Raw genomic sequence first — 19666 nt, 5'->3', positions numbered from 1 at the left:
TCCGTCTACGCGACAAACCACCCCAAACAGAGTCCGTTCAAAAAATAGCTTCGACGCCTACTTCACAACTATAGTACCGTTAGGTACCTCACCAAATACGCTCGGTATATACAAGCCTTCCGCACGTGTCGGAGGAAGTTTAAATGTACCGGGATTATTCAGCTGATACTGATATTTTACAATTGTCTTTCCTTGAGGCAAGTACTCAAAGTAGAGCTTGTATCCTCGATATGATTTTTCGCCTGAACCGAAGAATCCATAAGCCTCACTGAGAATGTTGCTTCCGGAAGGAATTGGATCCGAGAGGGCCACATGCGAGATGTTTGAAGCAGCCACGCTGTCTGTTTACATGCGCAAAAGGTTACGTCTTACTTACTCCACCCAGATTCGATTCCCTCCCCACAAAGCCTCCGCATGAAACACAAGGCTCACTCCGGTTTCAAGCGGTCGTCTTTGATTCCTTTCGTCAATTCTGAAAAGATTTGATCAGAAATTAGGGATGGCGCATTGGCTTGAACCTCAAAGAGAATATCGACAAATAAATTATATTTTATATGCCCTTTAAGTCTTTTCAAAGATGAAATAAATAATTCTTGAGTCGATGAATCTGCATTTCTCTCCGTCGCTACAACAAATAGCTGTCGGACCGCTCGCACGTCATGGTCAGATAGCCCAATTAGATGCGGCAACAAAATAGAAAGTAAATGTCTATCCTTAGCTTTGACAATCTTATAGGACAAATTAAAAAAGGTTTCTAAATTTGAAGATTTTAAATCTTCAAATTGTCTAACTAGGGCTTTAGTATTGCCTTTTTGCGCATCAGTGATGGCTTCTTGCAGTTCCTTGGATAAGGGAGAATACTTTATGAGACCACTTTGAGTTTCTCTTGGTGCCATTTTCCAGTTGTAATCAAACAAGGGGTTATGCGTATTCCCCAATCGGTCAAATTCCTTTACGTCAAAGGAAATTCGTAAAAAAGTCCGAAACCCTGGCGATTGAGCTTGAGTAGCTTCGTGAACAGTGTACGCATTCATTAAATATATTTTATATTCCTCAGTTAAAAATCTTGCGGCATCTGTTTTTTGGAGATCCATTTCAAGGAAATGATCATGGACTCTTTCCTCAAGGTGCTCAAGGTGAAACGGTTGATCGTAAAATGCGGTTGGAGTGTGGTTCGAGACAACATAAGAATAATTCAATTCATTTTTTGGATGTATTCTTGCTCCTTGAAATCCATCAACATGTGCTCCACCTTTTCGTTGAGTTGCTCCCGGATCAACCATCCCCTGATCGAGGGTAATGTATGCGAAAGCCTTTTGAGCAAACCCTGGCGGCGCTATACGATGGAAATGTTCAACTATTTGTTGAATAGTGTCCACAAATGGTCGCAATTCCTTGGGCAATCTGTATTCAGCACCTCCAGACATTTTGATTGGCATATCTAAAACTCTTAAACCATAATTTTTTTGAAAAGAGGCTCTCGTCTTAGCCTCTCCTATATTCAATGGAATATGATGGATTGCGAACCGTTGTTTTTGCCAAACGCTCCCGATTTCGGCTACCAAAGCAGAATCTCTTGCCATCAATCTGTGATATTCTGAATCAAAGGCAGTTTTTGGGCGAAACTCAATGCCGGCTTCGCGGCTCATTTCTCTCACCGAAAATTTGTAACCACCATATTCAAAGTTTTTCTCAACGAGACTTGATGTCGTCCCACTACCAGCATTAAGCAGGTTTACGCATTTCAGCGCAGGGGTCATAGCTATCGCGGGGAATCCCACTAAGGATATCAGAGCAGTCAATACCGAGTATTGATATCCAGCTTTCAAAATTCCACACAGAGCTACGTGGAGTAGTTTTTGTAAATCCATCGTTTATACCTCAATAAGTAAGTGTGGGGCAAAGTTCATGCCAATCACAAATTTATTGGTATCCTCCCGGGTCTCCCGGCGAGAGAGTTAATAGTGCAATAAATTTCAGCATCTTGGCAGGTAAGGTAAAAACAGCATAAGTTTCCATCGCCCAGATTCATTCCCAATTTTGTCGTAAACTCATGTTTATTTACAAGTTTCGTCAAGATCCAAAACGCCAGAAATGCCTCACAGGCCCAAGTGCAACTGATTTGGTCACGACAAGTAGCGTGGACCAAATCTAAGGAGCGCCGAAAATGCCAACGCCTCGAGTAGCTGGGAGCAACTAGAAAAATCCCAACTTTCATCTCCAATTCGACTTCATCTATGCTATTTCGCATTTACCCATGGTTGGGGGGCAAATCCAATGCTACAAATACAGGCATTTTTCGAATCACTGCAGACCCAAAAGATAGGCCAGCGGAGTAGATTTAACACCTTGAAACCCCCTGTCGCTAGTTGCGGGAGAGTCCTAATACCAATATCCATTTGGGGCAAAATTCTGAAAAACGCGTTGTTGGAGCGAAAGTAGAAATAGTCTTGCCACTTCCAATGCCAAAAATTTCCTGAGATCAAAATTGTCCAAAAAAAAGAGGCGGTCCGTCTACGCGACAAACCACCCCAAACAGAGTCCGTTCAAAAAATAGCTTCGACGCCTACTTCACAACTATAGTACCGTTAGGTACCTCACCAAATACGCTTGGTATATACAAGCCTTCCGCACGTGTCGGAGGAAGTTTAAATGTACCGGGATTATTCAGCTGATACTGATATTTTACAATTGTCTTTCCTCGAGGCAGGTACTCAAAGTAGAGCTTGTATCCTCGATATGATTTTTCGCCTGAACCGAAAAATCCATAAGCCTCACTGAGAATATTGCTTCCGGAAGGAATTGGATCCGAGAGAGCCACATGCGAGGTGTTTGAAGCAGCGTTGATTTTCAGAGTTACCTCAATAATATCCCCCGGCTGATAGTTCGCACTCGAACCACTTGTTACATTTTTAACTTCCTTTTCCAAGGACAATCCTTGACCTTGAGAAGCCGTCAACGGAACAGCAGTCAATGCTTGGACGGAAACCCATGGGTAACCCAATCCGCTGTGACTGACCACAACAGATTCTTGACTGGATTTCCAAGGAGAATTGAGAGCCCTCACTGGCGAAGTCGAATCCCAATCGACCTGCTGAGTCTGCCTCTCTTCAACAAGCTCGATTCTTGATTGTCCTTTCACGGCCTCAGGCTCATAGGTGCTTCCAAATCCTCTGAGACCTCCGGCAACCCAGGCCATCGTTCGGAGACCATACCACTCATTGCCACTTGCATTCACCAGTCCGGCGGCCAAGGCTCGAGCAATAGCTGAGTCGCCTTTCAAACGGGCCAATCCATAAAGAAGTTTGGATGTTTCAAGTGTTTGATCTGAGTACACAGCATCCCATAAAAACTCGGGCTTCCCTACAAGAGCTGCAGAATTCCCAGCATATGTAAGACGAGCCGGATTTGTCAGTTGCATGTAGCGCGGAGATGCAAGTGCATTCTCTGGCATAGCATGAACCTCAAGAAGCCATAGGTCTAGCAAAGCACCGTTGTTCCAATTCTCGATCACTTCACCAAAAGCCGTCTTGTTAGAAGCAAGCGTTTTAAGAATACTCCCAGCGACTTTCCTGGAGAGATCCTCTAGTTGCTGGTCACTAAATGCGAAGGCCGCCACACCCATGACGGATTGAGCTCGAATCCAATGGGCGGGAGTTTTTCCAACGTAGTCTGGGCTGAGTGTCTTGTTTAGAACTGCAGCAACAGCCTGTTTCCAACCTAAAATGAGAGCTGACGGAACATAATTCATCGCCCACTTTTGCGATTGAAGAACATTAATGATAGAGGCCGTTAACCAAACATCTCCACGTTGAGCCTGTGGAGAATACTTAACGAGACCATTTGAGTCGACGTAGCCAACCAAACTCTCTAAGGCCTTCTTCAGTTGAGCGGGATTCTTCACATTGCTCTTAAGTAGAGCCTTATAGATCCTCGATTCAATAAAGAAATCCGCAAAGGTGTTCTGATCGATACGTTTGTCAATTTGATCGAGAGCACCACCAACAAGACTACTGGAAAGAGCAACTTTGATCGCTCCTTGGTTCGGCAGTGCAGTGGCTTCCTTATTTAGACGTAGATTGAGAGCTCCACCCTTCTCAACTTGTTGAAGGTAGGAGTGATGAATGGCCAGTGGAACGTTCGGTAAAACCACCTGGGCTTCTGGCGACATGGAATCAACCAATTTTCCACTTTCGTCATAGACCCGGACAAGATATTCGACTCTTTCAGCTCCCTCAGGAAAAGTCATTTCACCCACTTCAACCGCGACTGAATTGGCCTTCTCCAAGGAAACATTTTTTGAATAGCTCTTTGTCTCCAAGGTATTTCCAGAACCGTCTTTTGCCGTAGATGTCACCTCTGTTCTGTAGTTTTGCTTTTTGGAGGTGTTGTTCTGCAAAGTAACACGGATGGGTATTTTGTCCTCAGAGTAGGCAACCGAGGGGATATTTGAATAGGATTGGGTATCCTTTTCAGTCAGGTAAGAAGCCTCTCCCAAACCAAACTTGTTATTCGTGCTACTAACGATTGCGAATATCTTATATCTCGTTAGATTGTCATTCGTTTTGAATTTAATTGTTGCCTGCCCATTAACGACCGGCACATTTGATTCAAACGCAACCATAGCGTCAAAAATTCTTCGTTTGAGTTCGTTGGAAGAAGATCCATCTCCCCCTTCGTCTCCCCCCTTACGGGCTCTTTCGGCGGCTCCAAGGAGAACGTCAGCGGAATCGCTCGCAGACACGGTCTCAATGCGCTCGAGCGGGGTGACTGTAACAACGTCGTGACTGCGGAGTTGCATCATTGCGTCGAGTATCTTGTAAGTGTCATTGGCTTTCAGTTGGAGAATTTTCTCCTCCAGGGCAACGATGGTTACGCTACCGGTCCCAAGTGCTCCGTTGTCTGATTGCACACTAACCTGAACCTCAACTTCTTCGCGAGGCTCGTATTTTTCTTTGTTTGTTTTTACTTCGACATTTGCCTTGTATCTATTCCAGTCAACTTTCATGTTGGCAAAACCGAGCCGATAATTGGGTCGTCCAAGATCAAGTTCACCCAATACGACTGGAATTGCAGACAGTCGACCAGACACGGCATAGACCGAAACAAACGCATTGGGTGCCAAAGCCGCATCAACAGGCAACTCAACTGATCCACGTTCACAGGCATTGAGCGAAACATAGGCGTCGATCACGTCACTTCGCTCGACTGTTATGAGGGCTGAACATTGTTTGAAGGGAGCTGGAAAACTCACCACTGCCTTCTCACCGCCCTTATAAAGAGGCTTATTGAGGGCAAGTGGAAGCTGTCTTTGACTGTCCTCATCTCCCTCTGAATAATAATCCCCTTCATCATAGACCTTTCCTGAACTATCCACCTTAAATAGAACGTGAGCCGATTGCTTTGTTCGATTATCAGTCGTTTGAAAAGCGTAGCTTCCAGCCTTAAGCTTCTTAATGCTACATACCATCTTTTCCTGGTCCCCACAGGTCCAACCGTAATCCAGGGGTTTGAGCTCTCTCTCCACAGTATTTTTGATTAAGCCACCATAGAGTTCCTCACCAATGACCTTGGATTCAATTGAGTACAAGCTCACAATAACTGAGGATGGTGAAGTGACGTTCTTTCCGTTTACATCTACCATGGCAACTTGCAGTTGAGCCTTGCCTGGCTCTCCGCCGACAATTTTTGCTCCAATAAAGGAATGGGCATTGAATATATCCTTACCCCGAGAAAGGGTTTGATATTCACCCATTTGATCTTGATATCGGAGACGAGTGACTAATCTTTGCGGACGGTCGATCGTTTGAAGTATCTCTCCTACAGTTTTACCACTGCCCAGAACTTCACTTGCCAAATCTCGAACAACAGCTCCGTCCTTGTTCGTGCGAATGCCAGAAATTGTTTCTGGTCTGTTGCTATCGGGCAGCTCCTTCAGGGGAGCTTCTTGGCTTTGGATTCGAACAACCCCTGATCCAAATGAAAAGCCATCAAATCCCTCAAACCTTACAGTCGTGGGTTCGAAGTAATATGATAAATCAACAGCTAGATCTTTAGCTCCAACTCCATTGGCGTATCGAATGACGCCGTTGACAGGAATGACTTTTGGCAAAACCAAAGGAGCCGTTGGAAATGAAAGAACACCTGACATCAGGGGAACCTTAAACTCAGCAACTTCAATTCCTCCGCTAGAATTGACTGACCTTTCGCTCATGTCATTGGGTCCTTGCAGGCGAATATCGTACCGGCCCAATTTGATCGATCCATCTTTTGGAACATTCCAGGTGAACGAAGCTCGATCAGAATTCCAATCAAGATCGAATTCATAGAAAAGCTTTTCATCATCAACGCTGACAACCTTTGCACGCTTAGGAAGGGATTCCAAAGGAACACTGAGGAAGCCTTTTTCATTTGGCCATTTCGCGTGTATCTCGACTGGCACTTTTTGACCGGGCTTAACAAGATTTACACCTACGACGCCATGATAAAACGGCGCATTCTCGACGATATCGTTGTAAAAATATTCAACGCCCGGAGCGCCAAAGGCATAGGAGCGGGAACTCGACCACGAGGAATGAGTCAGCGTGAAATCATCGGATGTCTTTGCGACCACATAAAACTGATTCTTAGTCAGATATCTTGAGTAGCTCTCATTCGCTCCGCAGTCCGATGCCCACTCTTGGTTTTTTACGGTAGCCAGACCATTTACGTCTGACGTTGCAGTTGTCACCTTTTGTCCAACACAGTTAAATATTTCAATTTGTGCATTTGGCACAGGGAGCCCATCTGATAATCGAGTCACCCAAACGAGAGAATTTCCATTTCCCACCTTTACATGTGCCGCAAGATCTGTAACCTGAGCAAGAGTGTACCGGGGGTTAAAGTAGTATCCCTCTCCCATCTCAGCTCCTCTTAGCTTCTCATAGGAGGGGCTGGAGACTTCAATCGCGTAGAAACCACCCACCTGTCCTTTGGCATTAGGTGAAAAGGGAACTTGGATAAAGGTCCCTCTGTTCTTTTGCCCAGACAGAGTCATGTCCGTTTGTGTAGATTTGAACTTATTGAGGGGGCTAACATATTGGCTCGTCTTACGATAATCACCTCGAGCCTCATAAGCTCGAATGACCTCAATGATTGTGGGAATATCGCTGATCGGCTTCCATTCATTTTTGTTCTGTCCTGTTTTACGAATAGAGATTTTCTGATTGAGATTCACAATGGCGACTGGAAGAGATAAATTCCCGCCTGCTTTTCTCTCAAAAAAAGAAAGGGGCTGGGGGATTCTCATCATTTCGGCCATTGAGCCTACGCGGACCCGAAATTTACTGTTATTTTCAGCTAATCGGCGGCCTTCAAAATCTTTTAAATTCGAAGGAAGCACGACACTAGCGTCTGTTTCTGGCTCGACTGCAACTTCAAAGGAAATCGACTCAACGAGAGTGTCACTAAATCGGGCCAAAATGGGAAGAGTCTCGCTCAAGCTGTTGATAGCTGTATTGAGCCATCCTTCTCCCTCACTTTGTGGAGTCACAGGCGTCGCCCGCACAGTCTTTTTGTCTTTTGATTTGTAGGGGATATATTCAATATAGGAATCCTTAATGTCGGCCCATTTTACTTTTCCATTAAGTGAAACCACAATCGGAGACCTAGGTAAGCATGGCGTCCCTGTTGTCGTTGAGCTGGTGCAAGTGAGCTCAGCTTTAAAATTGCTTCTCACCTGGAATTTCCGATTGAACTTCTGCTCGGAAACAATATTGGCTTTGTATCCGCTGGTCACATTTTGAATATTGACACTCACTTCAGAGCCTGGAATGAGGGAACGGTTGAGAGTTGCAAGCACCCAATTTTTGCTTTTGTATTCGGCCCCATAGAGATAATCGTTGGCTTTAAAATGGGCAAATAACTCCTCAGCTTGTTCCTTTGGAACTGGGGAGAAATTCAACTTTTCAGCCGGGGCATTGCGACTGAGGTAACTCAAATAGCCGCTCTGTTTTGAAAAGAATTGATCCCGATCTATATCTCCATCAAAAATGACAAGGACAACGGGCTCTTTGTCCCGAAGTGCACTGTGAAACCCAGATGCGGGAATCACTTCCTTAACATTTGGACCCGCAACGTAGAATGAATAGTTGATCGTACCAGATTTCCAAACGCGCCCTTTGACAGACTGAAGTTCTTCCGTCTGAACAACCTCACAGCTGGCTCCGCCTGGCAATCGAGGAACTTCGAAATATTCGCGGGCAGTTTCAAAATTATATGTCCATTTGGTATCGTTATCGGCCCAACTCGAGGAGCCCTTCATCTCAGGAACGCAATTAACCCTAAAGACATCCTTTTTAACGATTCCCTCGGGGAAATCAATACGCAATTGCGTGACTGATTCAGAAGTCTTTCCTATGGGAATAGGACTCACTCCTTGCATATCGTTTGCGAGTGCCGCAAATGCGGAGACCGATAGCAGCGCGAGACTTAGTAGCCTACCAACACCTTTAGTTTTATCCATATTTTAAAAACCTCGTTCGTGATTTGCCATTTGAAAATCAAATTCGTTTGGCGGAAATACTACCGACTATTCCTTGTTGATCCTTTATAGATTTGTGTGATTGCATTTTTTTCGTGGTCCAAACTTGTTATTCCGAAGGACATTTCTAATATATTCATATAAACTCGCATGCCAATGATGGGATAGTCGTGGGATATCGTAAGTTAAACATAATAATATGCTCAATAAGCTCTGCCATTTTGTCTTTAATTACGCTCGGCTATTTTCTAACTCCCTCCTTTTCGGGAGTTGTTCAGCTTGCTGCCGGATCAGATCGGCTTTTGCTTTCCCGCGATGGTGATCCCTTGCAAATTTTGCGTACTGATTTTAACCGGCGTCGACTGGGTTGGTATCCTCTCCGCTTATTTTCGGATGACATCCGACAGGCTGTTATCCAAGCTGAAGATCAGCGTTTTTTTTCTCATGTTGGATTCGATCTTCAGTCTCTGATTCGAGCCTCAGCCGCTATTTTTAAGGGCAATCGAGTCCAGGGCGCAAGCACCATTACAATGCAACTCAGCGATCTTATTCAACCAGAGGTCCTTGTTAACAATAGCCGTATTAAAAAGGGGTCTTGGATTCATAAACTACAGCAAATTGTTCGAGCCCCCTTTCTAGAATTAAGATGGAGTAAAAATGAGATTTTAGAGGCATATCTGAATTTGATCCATCTGCGTGGAGAGTTTCAAGGGATACCGGCAGCAAGTTATTCCTTTTTTAACAAACATCCCGTGACGCTGGATAATAGCGAATCAGTTGTTCTAGCGGCTTCGATATCGGGCCCAAATCAAAGTTTTAAAGTCCTCGAGAGAAGGGCTTGTTCACTGATGAGAAGGCTCGGTGAAAGCTCTTCAAACCTATCTCGCGACCTGAATAATGAGTGTGATAGTGATGAATTGAGGTCGGCTTTGGGTTTGATGAGCCAAAAGCCAAAGGGCTCAATTCCCATGCCAAACGAGGCGCCGCATCTTGCTCGACGACTTTTCCGGGACCATCCAACAGAAATGATCGTGCATTCAAGTATAGACCGGAAGCTGCAGAGAGAGGTCTCTGCAATCCTGGAAAGGCAAATTGCCCGGCTTCAAGGTAAGAACGTTCACGATGCAGCAGCGATCGTGGTAGAGAATGTCAGCGGTAAAGTCATTGCTTATGTAGGAGCCGTCAAAAGTTCTTTGAGTCCTCATGTCGATGGGGTTCAATCACCTCGTCAAGCCGGCTCAACACTGAAACCATTTATTTATGCAAAAGCACTCGACAGCAGGATTTTAACTTCAGCTTCCGTTTTGGTGGATGATGCAACGACAATATCTTGGGGAGAATATGTTTATCGACCGATTAATTACAATCGGACTTTTTATGGCGATGTTTCTGTGAGGGAGGCTCTTGGATCTTCGCTCAACGTCCCGGCAGTCAAAGTTGTTACAATTCTAGGACTTGGAGAAACCTACGGTATCTTAAAAAGCCTTCAATTTTCGACATTGAAAGAAGCTGATTTTTATGGCGCTTCAATGGTGCTTGGAGCTGTAGATGTACGGCTAGATGAGCTGACAAATGCCTACCGCACACTGGCTAACGGTGGCATTTGGTCACAACTCGATTTAATTGAGAGAAAAGCGGGAGGGCCATCGACTCTGTCCACGATGTCCCAAGAGGCCGCCTTTATTGTTTCAAATATCCTTTCTGATGCCAATGCTCGGTCCATTGGTTTTGGATGGGAAAGTCCTCTTGAGACTTCCTTTTGGACGGCGGTGAAAACCGGTACCAGCAAAGACTATCGAGACAACTGGTGTGTGGGTTCAAGTGAGCGCTACACAGTAGGAGTTTGGGCGGGAAATTTTGACGCTCAAGCAATGGACGAAGTGAGCGGAGTTTCTGGAGCGGCTCCTTCATGGCAGGAGATCATGGAGCATTTGCACAAAGATGAGCCGAGTAAAGCGCCTCAAATTCCGAAGGGTTTAGTCACTCAAAAAATTCGTCACCAGTGGAAGAGCAATCCCCAAAATGAGTTTTTTATTAAAGGCACTGAGCCTTTGGGCAAGGTGATAGAGCTAGCTCCTGAAAAGCGGGTCCAATTTGTATTTCCTGCGGAGGGATCAACCCTTATAAGGGATCCAAAGATTTCTGATAACCGCATTGCTTTGTACGTCCGATTTAAAGGGGAAGTTCCTGAAAACAGCCTACTGAAATTGAACGGGGGCATTTTGGGTCATGCGATGAGTCCTTTTAAAATTGAGAAACCCGAAGCGGGTCGTCATCAGATGATGATCATTTCACCCTTAGGAGAGCCCCTTGCAAAAGTTAATTTTTTGATTAAGGGTGGATAGTCAGTCAGCCTCTTAAATTGGGGAGCACTCTGGCCGTCTCATCAGAACAAGAACAAGGACAATTTTATGGATTGGATTTTCTAAATGGATTTTAAAAATTGGACCGTTTATAAATTTGGAGGCACCAGCCTTGGTACGGCCGAGTGCTTTAAAAATATAGTTCGCTGGGTTCCCGTTGAATCAAAGGCTCGTACTGCTTTGGTTGTTTCGGCAATGTCGGGAGTCACAAGCAATCTGATCGAACTATTGACTTTGGCAAAATCCCGCAGCGAAATCTATAAAGAGAAACTGCAAGCCATTCAGAATGGTCATCTTGAAGTGGTTGACATGCTTTTGGTTTCTCCCGAAAAAAAGAAGCTCCTGCGAGAAATTATCACCAATGATGTCAAAGATATCTCGGATCTGCTGCACGCGACCTTTCTCTCCCAGAGTTATTCCGAACATATTTTAGATTTGGTTTCTGGATACGGCGAACTTTAGTCGGCTCAGATACTGACCTCGGCACTACAGGAAGCTCAACTGGACGTCGCTTTTTTAGATGCGCGAAAAATATTGTTTGTTTGTGACAGTGAAAATGGCCCAGTCGTAGACTGGGAAATATCGCAAGCGAAAATGGATAGCTGGATCAATCAATTTAACAATCATTTTTTGGTTGTCACTGGTTTTATCGCGTCCAGTTTGGACGGGATTCCGACCACATTGAAGCGAAACGGAAGCGACTTTTCGGCTGCTATTTTTGGCGTTTTGCTGGGAGCAAGGGAAATCACTATTTGGAAGGACGTCGATGGTGTTCTCAGCGCAGATCCCAAGCGCGTCCCTGATGCGGTGGTCTTAAATGAAATGAGCTATAATGAGGCCAGCGAGCTGGCTTATTTTGGAGCCAAAGTTATTCATCCAAAAACTCTAGCTCCCGCAATTCTCCATCAGATTCCTATTCGTATTCGTAATTCCTTTGATCTCAATAAGCCAGGAACATTGATTCATACAAAATCTTCTTCGACTTTTCCTGTAAAGGGTTTCTCCACCATCGAAAATGTGGCTCTCATCAATGTGGAGGGAACGGGAATGCTCGGCGTGCCGGGAGTAGCGAGTCGGCTATTCGGGGCACTTCGTGAAGTGAGCATCTCCGTTATCATGATTTCCCAAGCGAGTTCGGAGCATTCGATTTGTTTTGTCGTTCCCCAAGCCCAGGCTGCTGATGCCTCCGCGGCGGCAAACAGGGCCTTTCACGCAGAAAGGCTCCAAGGATTTGTACAAAAAATCGATGTTCAGGAGATGTGCTGTGTGTTGGCAGCAGTCGGAGATAACATGGCCTATCATCCCGGAACCGCTGGAAAATTTTTTTCTGCCTTGGGCGAGGCAAAGGTAAATGTGAAGGCCATTGCCCAAGGATCCTCTGAACGAAATATATCAGTTGTTCTTGACCAGGCAGATGCGACTCGCGGCCTTCAAGCTGTCCACTCGGCCTTTTATTTATCGAGGCAAACTGTTTCTGTTGGATTGATTGGTCCCGGCCAGGTTGGCGCTACTCTTCTTCAACAATTGGCGAGTCAGACTGATCTTTTGCATGATCGTTTAGGTGTTGATTTCCGTCTACGGGCCATCGCCAATACCACCAAAATGCTTCTTTCCCAAAAGCCTATCGACTTGAATCATTGGCAGGAGATCTTTCAAGAGAATCATCAAGCCTTTGATTTGGAGAAATTTCTTCGGCACATTCGATCTGATTCAATTCCTCACGCAGCTTTGGTGGATTGTACGGCGAGCTCAACTGTCTCAGAGAGCTATCCGACGGTTTTCGAGCAGGGAATCCACATCGTGACCCCTAATAAAAAAGCAAATTCTGGACCACTCGAACTTTATTATAAGATCAAGGAGGCCGCTAAAAAGAATCGCGTTCACTATCTTTACGAAGGGACCGTGGGTGCAGGCCTGCCTCTGATTAACACTTGCAGAGAATTTGTGCAGACAGGGGATAAAGTCTTCGAAATAGAAGGAGTATTTTCTGGCACTCTCTCTTATCTCTTTAACCTTTACGATGGCTCGAAGCCCTTTTCGGAATTGGTTTTGGAGGCTCGATCTAAAGGTTACACAGAACCTGATCCACGCGATGATTTGTCAGGAACAGATGTCGCAAGAAAATTGGTCATTCTGGGGCGAGAAGCCCAGTTTCATCTGAGTATCGAAGATGTGGAGGTTCAGAATCTGATACCTCTGGCTCTTCGCACAGTCGGTCTTGATGAATTTTTGGAGAGATTAGCTGAATATGATTCGGAGATGAATCAGAGAATCAAGGCGTCTCGCCAAAAGGGCGAGGTCTTAAGGTATGTGGGTCGCGTGGATTCTCAAAACCGAGCAGAAGTTGCGCTAAGATCCGTCCCTCAAAACCATTCCTTTGGAAGAATAGCTGGGACAGATAATATTGTGGCATTCAAAACCAGACGATACTGCCACCAGCCTCTGATCGTGCAGGGCCCAGGAGCGGGACCAGAAGTCACCGCTGGCGGAGTTTTTGCGGATCTTCTCAAATTGGCCTATTACCTTGGAGCACCATCGCAGCTATGAGTATCATTAAAAAAGGATTACGAACTAAGCAAAATAGTCGCAGGAAAAGTCTCGTGGCCTTCGCTCCAGCAACGGTGGGAAATGTTGCTGTTGGATTTGACATTCTCGGATTTGCGATTCAAGGAGTGGGAGACCACGTAAGAGTGGAGAAGATCTCCGAGCCCAGAGTAGAGATTGCGAGCATAGAAGGTGTTGTCACTGAGTTGCCATTCGAGCCCTTACAGAACACAGCTTCTCGATCTTTGATGAAAATGAGAGAGAAATTGGATCTCCCTTATGGGTTTCGGATTTCTATCAAAAAGGGGATTCCACTTGCTTCGGGAATGGGGGGTTCGGCAGCTTCAGCAGTGGGAGCGGTGGTGGCGGCCAATGGTCTTTTAAGCAAGCCTTTGAAGATCACGGATCTTCTGGAGTTTGCCTTGGCCGGCGAGAATCTCACTTCAGGTCAAGATTCTCATGCAGACAATATTGCTCCCTGTTTGTTTGGCGGACTCCAGCTCACAAGTGGAGCAAGACGACTGAGCTCTATTCACTGCCCGCAATCGATCCTCTGTGTTCTTGTTCATCCAGACATTCAAATCGAGACCAAAACAGCGCGCTCTCTCTTGAAATCTGAAGTTTCGCTTAGACAACATGTTTTACAAAGTGCTAAATTGGCGGGTTTTTTGGTTGGTTGCATGAAAAATGACATGGATCTCATACAGGAAAGTCTGTGTGACCTTATTATTGAGCCACAAAGGGAGAAATTGATCCCTGGGTTTCAGGAGGTAAAGTCTGCTGCCCTTTTGGCTGGAGCCTTGGGTGTCTCCATTTCGGGATCGGGCCCAAGTGTTTTTGCTTGGGCGAATGGTCAGGCAAAAGCGAAAAAGGTGAAGGTAGCAATGGAGATGGCTTTTGCAGCGAATGGCCTTAGCAGCACGAGTTGGATTTCACGTATTTCTAAGAGAGGAGCTCAGATTTCTAAGTGAAGTTTATAAGCACACGTCATCAAGCAAGCTCTTTGCCCTTCTCAGAAACGCTCCTTCACGGCATTGCACCCGATGGCGGCCTCTACGTTCCTGAGTCAATACCGATTTTTGATTTGAGTCATATTAAGAGAATTGAAACTAAAACTTCGTTTTCCAAATTTGCTGTCGATATTCTCAGGCCCTTTTTAAAAGGCGATCTCCTCGAACAATCTCTTGAAAGTATCTGCCAAGAAGCATTCAATTTTCCCGTAACTTTTTTTGATCTCAATTCTGAAACCTCAGTTCTTGAACTTTTTCATGGACCGACAGCCGCTTTTAAGGATTTTGGAGCGAGATTTCTCGCCTCCTGCCTCAGTCGTTTGGCTCAGCAGCGAGGTATCTCTTTTCATATTTTGGTCGCAACATCGGGCGATACCGGCGGAGCCGTTGCATCGGCTTTTTTTCAAAGACCAAACACTCAGGTAACGGTGCTCTTTCCAAAGGGACGGATTTCGTCTCTCCAGGAAAAGCAGATCACCGCTTGGGGCGATAATGTTTCAGCCTTAGCTGTCAATGGCAGCTTTGATGACTGCCAGAGACTCGTCAAAGAGATGCTCTCTGATACAAACTCGAAGGCCAGGCTTGCACTGACCTCTGCCAATAGCATCAGTCTCGGGCGGCTTCTGCCTCAGATCTTGTATTATGCTTCGTCCAGCCTTGAGCATTGTCATCGACATGGATCTGAGGCCAATTACATTATTCCATCTGGAAATCTTGGCAACGCAATGGGTGCTTTTTATGCGAGAAAAATGGGGTTTCCTCTTGGGAAGATTGTTCTCGTTCAAAATGCCAATTGTCCGCTTGTTGACTATTTAAAAAATGATGTTTGGGCGACCAGGCCGTCTATTCCGACCTTGGCAAATGCCATGGACGTTGGCAATCCGAGCAACATGGAGAGATTGAATCATCTGTTTCCCACGAGAAAAGAAGTTCTCTCGGCATTTGAGGCCTTTTCGGTCAGTGACGCTGAAATTCAGGAATCCATTCGCCAAGGATTTAGTAAGTGGGGACAGATATGGTGTCCCCATACAGCCACTGCTGGGTGGATTCGTCTGGACCAGAAGCAGGGACGCTGGATCATTGTTGCCACTGCCCACCCCTCAAAATTTTCAGAAACTGTGGAGCCTTTGCTAGGGCGCAAAATACCCCTTCCATCCTCTTTAGCTGAGATATATAGTCGCCCTTCTCATTTTCAGGAAATCGAACCAGAATTGAAGGCCCTGCAAGCGAAAATAGGGCAAACCCACTCATTTTTTTAACGGCAGGTTTTAAATGAGCTTAGAAAAATTACTGACTCAACCAGAGTCAGTTCGCGATGAAAAATGGGAGATGGAAGTCCTATCTCTGCTTCCTTACGCTCAAGGGAAAGTCATTTCGGAGACCCCAAAGAACGGACCTGATGGGTGGCCCTATCTATCTGTTCAGCTCGGTGGATCCGAATCTTTGGAACCAATGTCTAAAATCCTTCATTGGCTGTCAGAGGCGGGCGTTGGTATGGTTATCAATCCACATAAATACATTCCGGACTACGTTTTTCCCTACGGGATGATTTGGAATTTTAGGCTCACGGGTCGCTTTTTCAATCCTGAACAATCTAAATTTAGCGGTCTTCAACAGGTTGAATTTGCAGAAGGAGAAAAGGTCATTTCCGGAGCTCCGTCCTTAGAATATTGGCCCGAATATGCGCGAAAGGTATTTTGTGAATTTCTTGCCCAGCAGGGAATCATAGAACCCGAGGCCCTGGTCATATCTAGAGACAAAATCACTTATGATTTGTGTTTTTCTTTGGAATGTTTTGGGAATCCACCAGTGAGCGAGCACAAAAATATTTTGGAGGCCTTGTCGTGGTTTTTTCCAGCTCATTATTCTTTGGCACTCATGAGCCGAAGTGGGCTTCCCCCATTTCATCCTTTGAAAACAAGTTGGCCTTCTAATTTATGTTAGCCATTCTCCACTTTTCCAAATTCACCTGGTGAAGGGAGGAGATCAATCAGACACTCCCGCCAATATTCGGGAACCTCTTTGGAAAACACAATGGCAATTTCAAAAAAGCCGCGTCCCTTGTGAGCAGTCCGATTGACTGTTCCATCCAAATCCAAATTCATCTGCGGCAGGAACAAAACGACTTGCTGGCCAACGAGAGAATCAAGACTCAGATTTGTCTTTAAATCTTCTGGAACAAGGTCTGTGCGTTCAACTCGAATCAACAAACCGGTAATTGAAGCATCCATGATGATGCCCTTTTTCGCAAGAACACGATAATTTGACAGAGAGGTCAATTCCGATACTTCAATTCCGTCCACCGATTTTCGATCGGCCGCTCTTCTCTCGGACTTAGCTCTCATTTTTTATCCCTCGACTGTTTAGGACCAAAGACTTGCCATAAGAGCCTATCGGTGCCAACACAAGAAAATTAAATCCAAGAAAGACATAATCCCATTTTGAGATCATTAATTGTCCACAACAGGCCATGGGAGTTGTGGAAGTGTTGTGGTGAAGAGATAAGGCCTGAAAAACTGTAAAGATTATTCGAAAGAACTGACCAATCAGACACCCTGACGCCTGAGATAGCGGCTGGCTGAATACCGTCTGGAAGAGACTTATACAGGGATTCCTTTGCCGTCCAAAGTGATGCAGGATCCGGACTGTCTATCAATTCAGATGGCGTAGAAATCCGATTCACTATCTCGGAAGAAACTCTTGATGCTTGTTCAAGATCAAAGCCAATTGAATGACCAACGAGAGGAGCCTCTTGAAGAACATAACCACCAACCAATGGACAATGACTGATACTAAAAAAGCCGCGCTTCAATCCTCCCAACTGACCAGGAACGAGAAGATTGCCAACCGACTCGCCCCAATTGGTTTTGCGGACATCCTTGAGCATCTCTATTCGGAGCTCTTCGCGATGCCCGACCTGAACAGAAGACCATTTAGCACTGATTTCAAGGCGGAGAAGGCCCCACTTCCAATGCTTCTCGAGGTCCTGGCGTATGAGGGAGAGCTCAAACAAATGACGGCCCCTCAGAAAAAGAAAAGGACTCGGGCCAAGCGACTTTTTCGCCCTTAGTTAACCTCATCATTCTATCTAATGGCACTCTGGCCCTTTCACTGAGGCCTGGCAAAAGCTCTACAATTGGCTGCTGGCTCGACAAAGCCGAAGCAATTTTCTCGAGAGTATTGAGCTTCATATAGGGACACTCATTGCAAGCACAACTCCCCTCTGCAGGAGCTTGTATCAGCTCGGCTTCAGGTCGCAACTTCTTCATTTGATGAAAGATGCCTGATTCGGTAGCGACAATAAAAGTGCGCGACGAATTCTCTTGGACTTCCTTGAGGAGCCTTGAAGTAGACCCAATCACATCTGCATACTGGAGAATCCCTTCAAGACATTCCGGATGAGCGAGAACGACAGCTTGAGGATATCGTGATTTAAGTTCAAAAAGTTTGCGCGCAGAAAACAAAACATGAACCTCGCAGGCCCCCGGCCAAAGAATCAATTCTCTCCCGATTTTTTTTGAAAGGTAATGACCGAGATTGTAATCGGGACCAAATAAAATCTGACGTCCCGCTGGAATAGAGTTAAGAATGAGTTCTGCATTAGTCGAAGTACAGATAATATCAGAAATCCCTTTAACCGCAGCACTGCTATTAATATATGTAACACAGATAGCCTCTGGATGCTGTTGGCGCCACTTCAGATACTGATCAAAGGGAGAACTCTCGACGAGAGAGCAGCCAGCCGCAAGATCAGGAACGAGAACCGTCTTTTCTGGAGAAAGTATCTTCACACTTTCAGCCATAAAATAGACTCCGGCCAGGAGAATTTTTTTTGCTGGCGAGGTTTGGCCGACTTGAGCGAGATAAAGACTATCGCCGACATAATCGGCGATATCCTGAATATCGCCTTCCTCATAATAATGTGCGAGAACGGTCGTCTTTGTTTTCTCTTTTATCTTCAGAATCTCTCGAGCTAAAGCCTTCATGGCGTGGTCCTTAACAGGAATCAATAAATCTCGCCACCCTTGAGCACAGTGATAATCGACTTTGAGACTGTCTTCAGTGCTTCAAACACCCCCTTGCCTTCACGAGCAGTTCCTTCAAAATCGGGTGCATTAAAGCGATTCAGAGAGCTGCGTAATTCGGCGAGAGGGAGGGCGTTAGGAAGGTCCCGTTTATTGTATTGAAAGACGAGGGGCAGATCTGCAATGTCATAGCCTTGCAGTTTCAGATTTTTTTCCAGGTCTGCCAAGGACTGAAAATTCTCATCCATACGTTCAGCCTGTGAATCAGCTACAAAGACGACGCCATCCAGTCCCTTAAGAATGAGTTTACGACTTGGCTCGTAGACCACTTGGCCAGGAACTGTATACAGGTGAAAACGGGTTTTATACCCTCTGATATCACCAATATCGATCGGCAAAAAATCAAAGAAAAGAGTGCGATCCACGTCTCCAGGTAAGGAGACAAGTTCTGATTTTTCTTCACTGATTGCCTTGTGGTAAACCCACTGTAAATTAGTGGTCTTTCCACCCAACGAGGGTCCGTAGTAAACAATCTTGCAATGAATTTCTTTGGTATCACGATTTACAAACGACATTAAAGCACTACCCGATTTTCTAGAGCCCGACCCAGTGTCCTAAAATCAATATAGTCGATATCTCCGCCAATTGGAACACCATGAGCAATTCGTGAGATCTGAATGCCCTTTTCTCGGAGCACCTTGGCAAGATAAAGCACAGTGGTATCTCCCTCAAGATCTGCATCCAAAGCAAGAATAATTTCACGAATGCGGGGACGAATTCCATCTAAACCGTCCTGAATTCGCTTTAACAGGGGCGGAATCTTTAAATCTTGAGGATGTATGCCATCAAGGGGGGAGATAGCCCCATGAAGAGCGTGATAGCGACCCTTAAAGACTCCTGAGGACTCAATTCTCAAGATATCGGCAGGATCCTCCACAACACACAGGATTTCATCATTGCGACCCACATCTTGGCAAAACCGGCATAAATTGACCTCTTCGGTGTACGAAAAACATCCTGGACACTCGTGAACATTGTCTTTAACTGCCTGAAGTGCCTGACTGAGACCTGCCACGTAGTCTTGAGGTGAGCGCAAAATATAATAGGCGAGGCGTTGGGCCGTTTTTGGACCAACACCGGGAAGTTTACCCAATTCGTGAGTGAGCTTATCGAGGGACGGCACATGTCGAATCATCCGTGATC

General features: G+C 45.5%; 14 protein-coding genes. 6 read left to right on the top strand and 8 right to left on the bottom strand.

Features of this window, described 5'->3' with window-relative positions; all coding sequences use genetic code 11:
• Nucleotides 1-57 precede the first annotated feature (57 nt).
• From IPL83_18010 to IPL83_18000, 3 genes are all read right to left on the bottom strand, one after another.
• A complete protein-coding gene (locus IPL83_18010) occupies nucleotides 58-336 on the bottom strand; it encodes a hypothetical protein (GenBank protein MBK9041015.1) in 279 nt (92 codons plus the stop codon).
• 92 nt (nucleotides 337-428) lie between these two features.
• A complete protein-coding gene (locus IPL83_18005; GenBank protein ID MBK9041014.1) occupies nucleotides 429-1871 on the bottom strand; it encodes a hypothetical protein in 1443 nt (480 codons plus the stop codon).
• A gap of 695 nt (nucleotides 1872-2566) precedes the next feature.
• The gene (locus IPL83_18000; GenBank protein ID MBK9041013.1) at nucleotides 2567-8503 is read right to left on the bottom strand and encodes a hypothetical protein; all 5937 of its coding nucleotides are present in this window, start codon (nucleotides 8501-8503) and stop codon (nucleotides 2567-2569) included.
• Nucleotides 8504-8742: 239 nt separating this feature from the next.
• On the opposite strand from IPL83_18000, the gene pbpC reads away from it, so the two are divergent.
• The 6 genes from pbpC (at nucleotide 8743) to IPL83_17970 (ending at nucleotide 16382) form a co-directional block, all read left to right on the top strand.
• Nucleotides 8743-10866 carry a penicillin-binding protein 1C gene (pbpC, locus tag IPL83_17995; protein ID MBK9041012.1) on the top strand — a complete coding sequence of 708 codons (2124 nt, stop codon included), beginning with the start codon at nucleotides 8743-8745 and terminating at the stop codon, nucleotides 10864-10866.
• 84 nt (nucleotides 10867-10950) lie between these two features.
• On the top strand, nucleotides 10951-11346 hold the full coding sequence (locus IPL83_17990) for a hypothetical protein (GenBank protein MBK9041011.1): 396 nt from the start codon (nucleotides 10951-10953) through the stop codon (nucleotides 11344-11346).
• A 9-nt stretch (nucleotides 11347-11355) separates the two neighbouring features.
• On the top strand, nucleotides 11356-13431 hold the full coding sequence (gene thrA / locus IPL83_17985) for a bifunctional aspartate kinase/homoserine dehydrogenase I (GenBank protein ID MBK9041010.1): 2076 nt from the start codon (nucleotides 11356-11358) through the stop codon (nucleotides 13429-13431).
• Nucleotides 13428-14399, top strand: coding sequence for a homoserine kinase (locus IPL83_17980; GenBank protein MBK9041009.1), 972 nt, complete (start codon nucleotides 13428-13430; stop codon nucleotides 14397-14399). Before thrA ends, IPL83_17980 begins: the two co-directional genes overlap by 4 nt.
• Complete coding sequence (gene thrC, locus IPL83_17975) at nucleotides 14396-15697, top strand: threonine synthase (protein ID MBK9041008.1); 1302 nt, start codon at nucleotides 14396-14398, stop codon at nucleotides 15695-15697. Before IPL83_17980 ends, thrC begins: the two co-directional genes overlap by 4 nt.
• 13 nt (nucleotides 15698-15710) lie before the next feature.
• Nucleotides 15711-16382, top strand: coding sequence for a hypothetical protein (locus tag IPL83_17970; protein MBK9041007.1), 672 nt, complete (start codon nucleotides 15711-15713; stop codon nucleotides 16380-16382).
• Here IPL83_17970 and IPL83_17965 read toward each other — a convergent pair.
• The 5 genes from IPL83_17965 to recR form a co-directional block, all read right to left on the bottom strand.
• Complete coding sequence (locus tag IPL83_17965) at nucleotides 16379-16783, bottom strand: hypothetical protein (GenBank protein MBK9041006.1); 405 nt, start codon at nucleotides 16781-16783, stop codon at nucleotides 16379-16381. The genes IPL83_17970 and IPL83_17965 overlap by 4 nt on opposite strands.
• A gap of 68 nt (nucleotides 16784-16851) precedes the next feature.
• The gene (locus IPL83_17960; GenBank protein MBK9041005.1) at nucleotides 16852-17451 is read right to left on the bottom strand and encodes a 4'-phosphopantetheinyl transferase superfamily protein; all 600 of its coding nucleotides are present in this window, start codon (nucleotides 17449-17451) and stop codon (nucleotides 16852-16854) included.
• Complete coding sequence (nadA, locus tag IPL83_17955; protein ID MBK9041004.1) at nucleotides 17444-18424, bottom strand: quinolinate synthase NadA; 981 nt, start codon at nucleotides 18422-18424, stop codon at nucleotides 17444-17446. Before nadA ends, IPL83_17960 begins: the two co-directional genes overlap by 8 nt.
• A gap of 20 nt (nucleotides 18425-18444) precedes the next feature.
• Nucleotides 18445-19038 (bottom strand): gliding-motility protein MglA, encoded by a 594-nt coding sequence (locus tag IPL83_17950; protein ID MBK9041003.1) that lies wholly within the window; start codon nucleotides 19036-19038, stop codon nucleotides 18445-18447.
• A complete protein-coding gene (gene recR / locus IPL83_17945; protein MBK9041002.1) occupies nucleotides 19038-19658 on the bottom strand; it encodes a recombination protein RecR in 621 nt (206 codons plus the stop codon). The genes IPL83_17950 and recR overlap by 1 nt, the downstream gene beginning before the upstream one ends.
• Nucleotides 19659-19666: the final 8 nt, after the last annotated feature.

This window comes from Bdellovibrionales bacterium (assembly GCA_016716765.1).
Taxonomy (GTDB): domain Bacteria; phylum Bdellovibrionota; class Bdellovibrionia; order Bdellovibrionales; family UBA1609; genus JADJVA01.
This window is presented reverse-complemented; position numbering and strand designations above follow the sequence as displayed.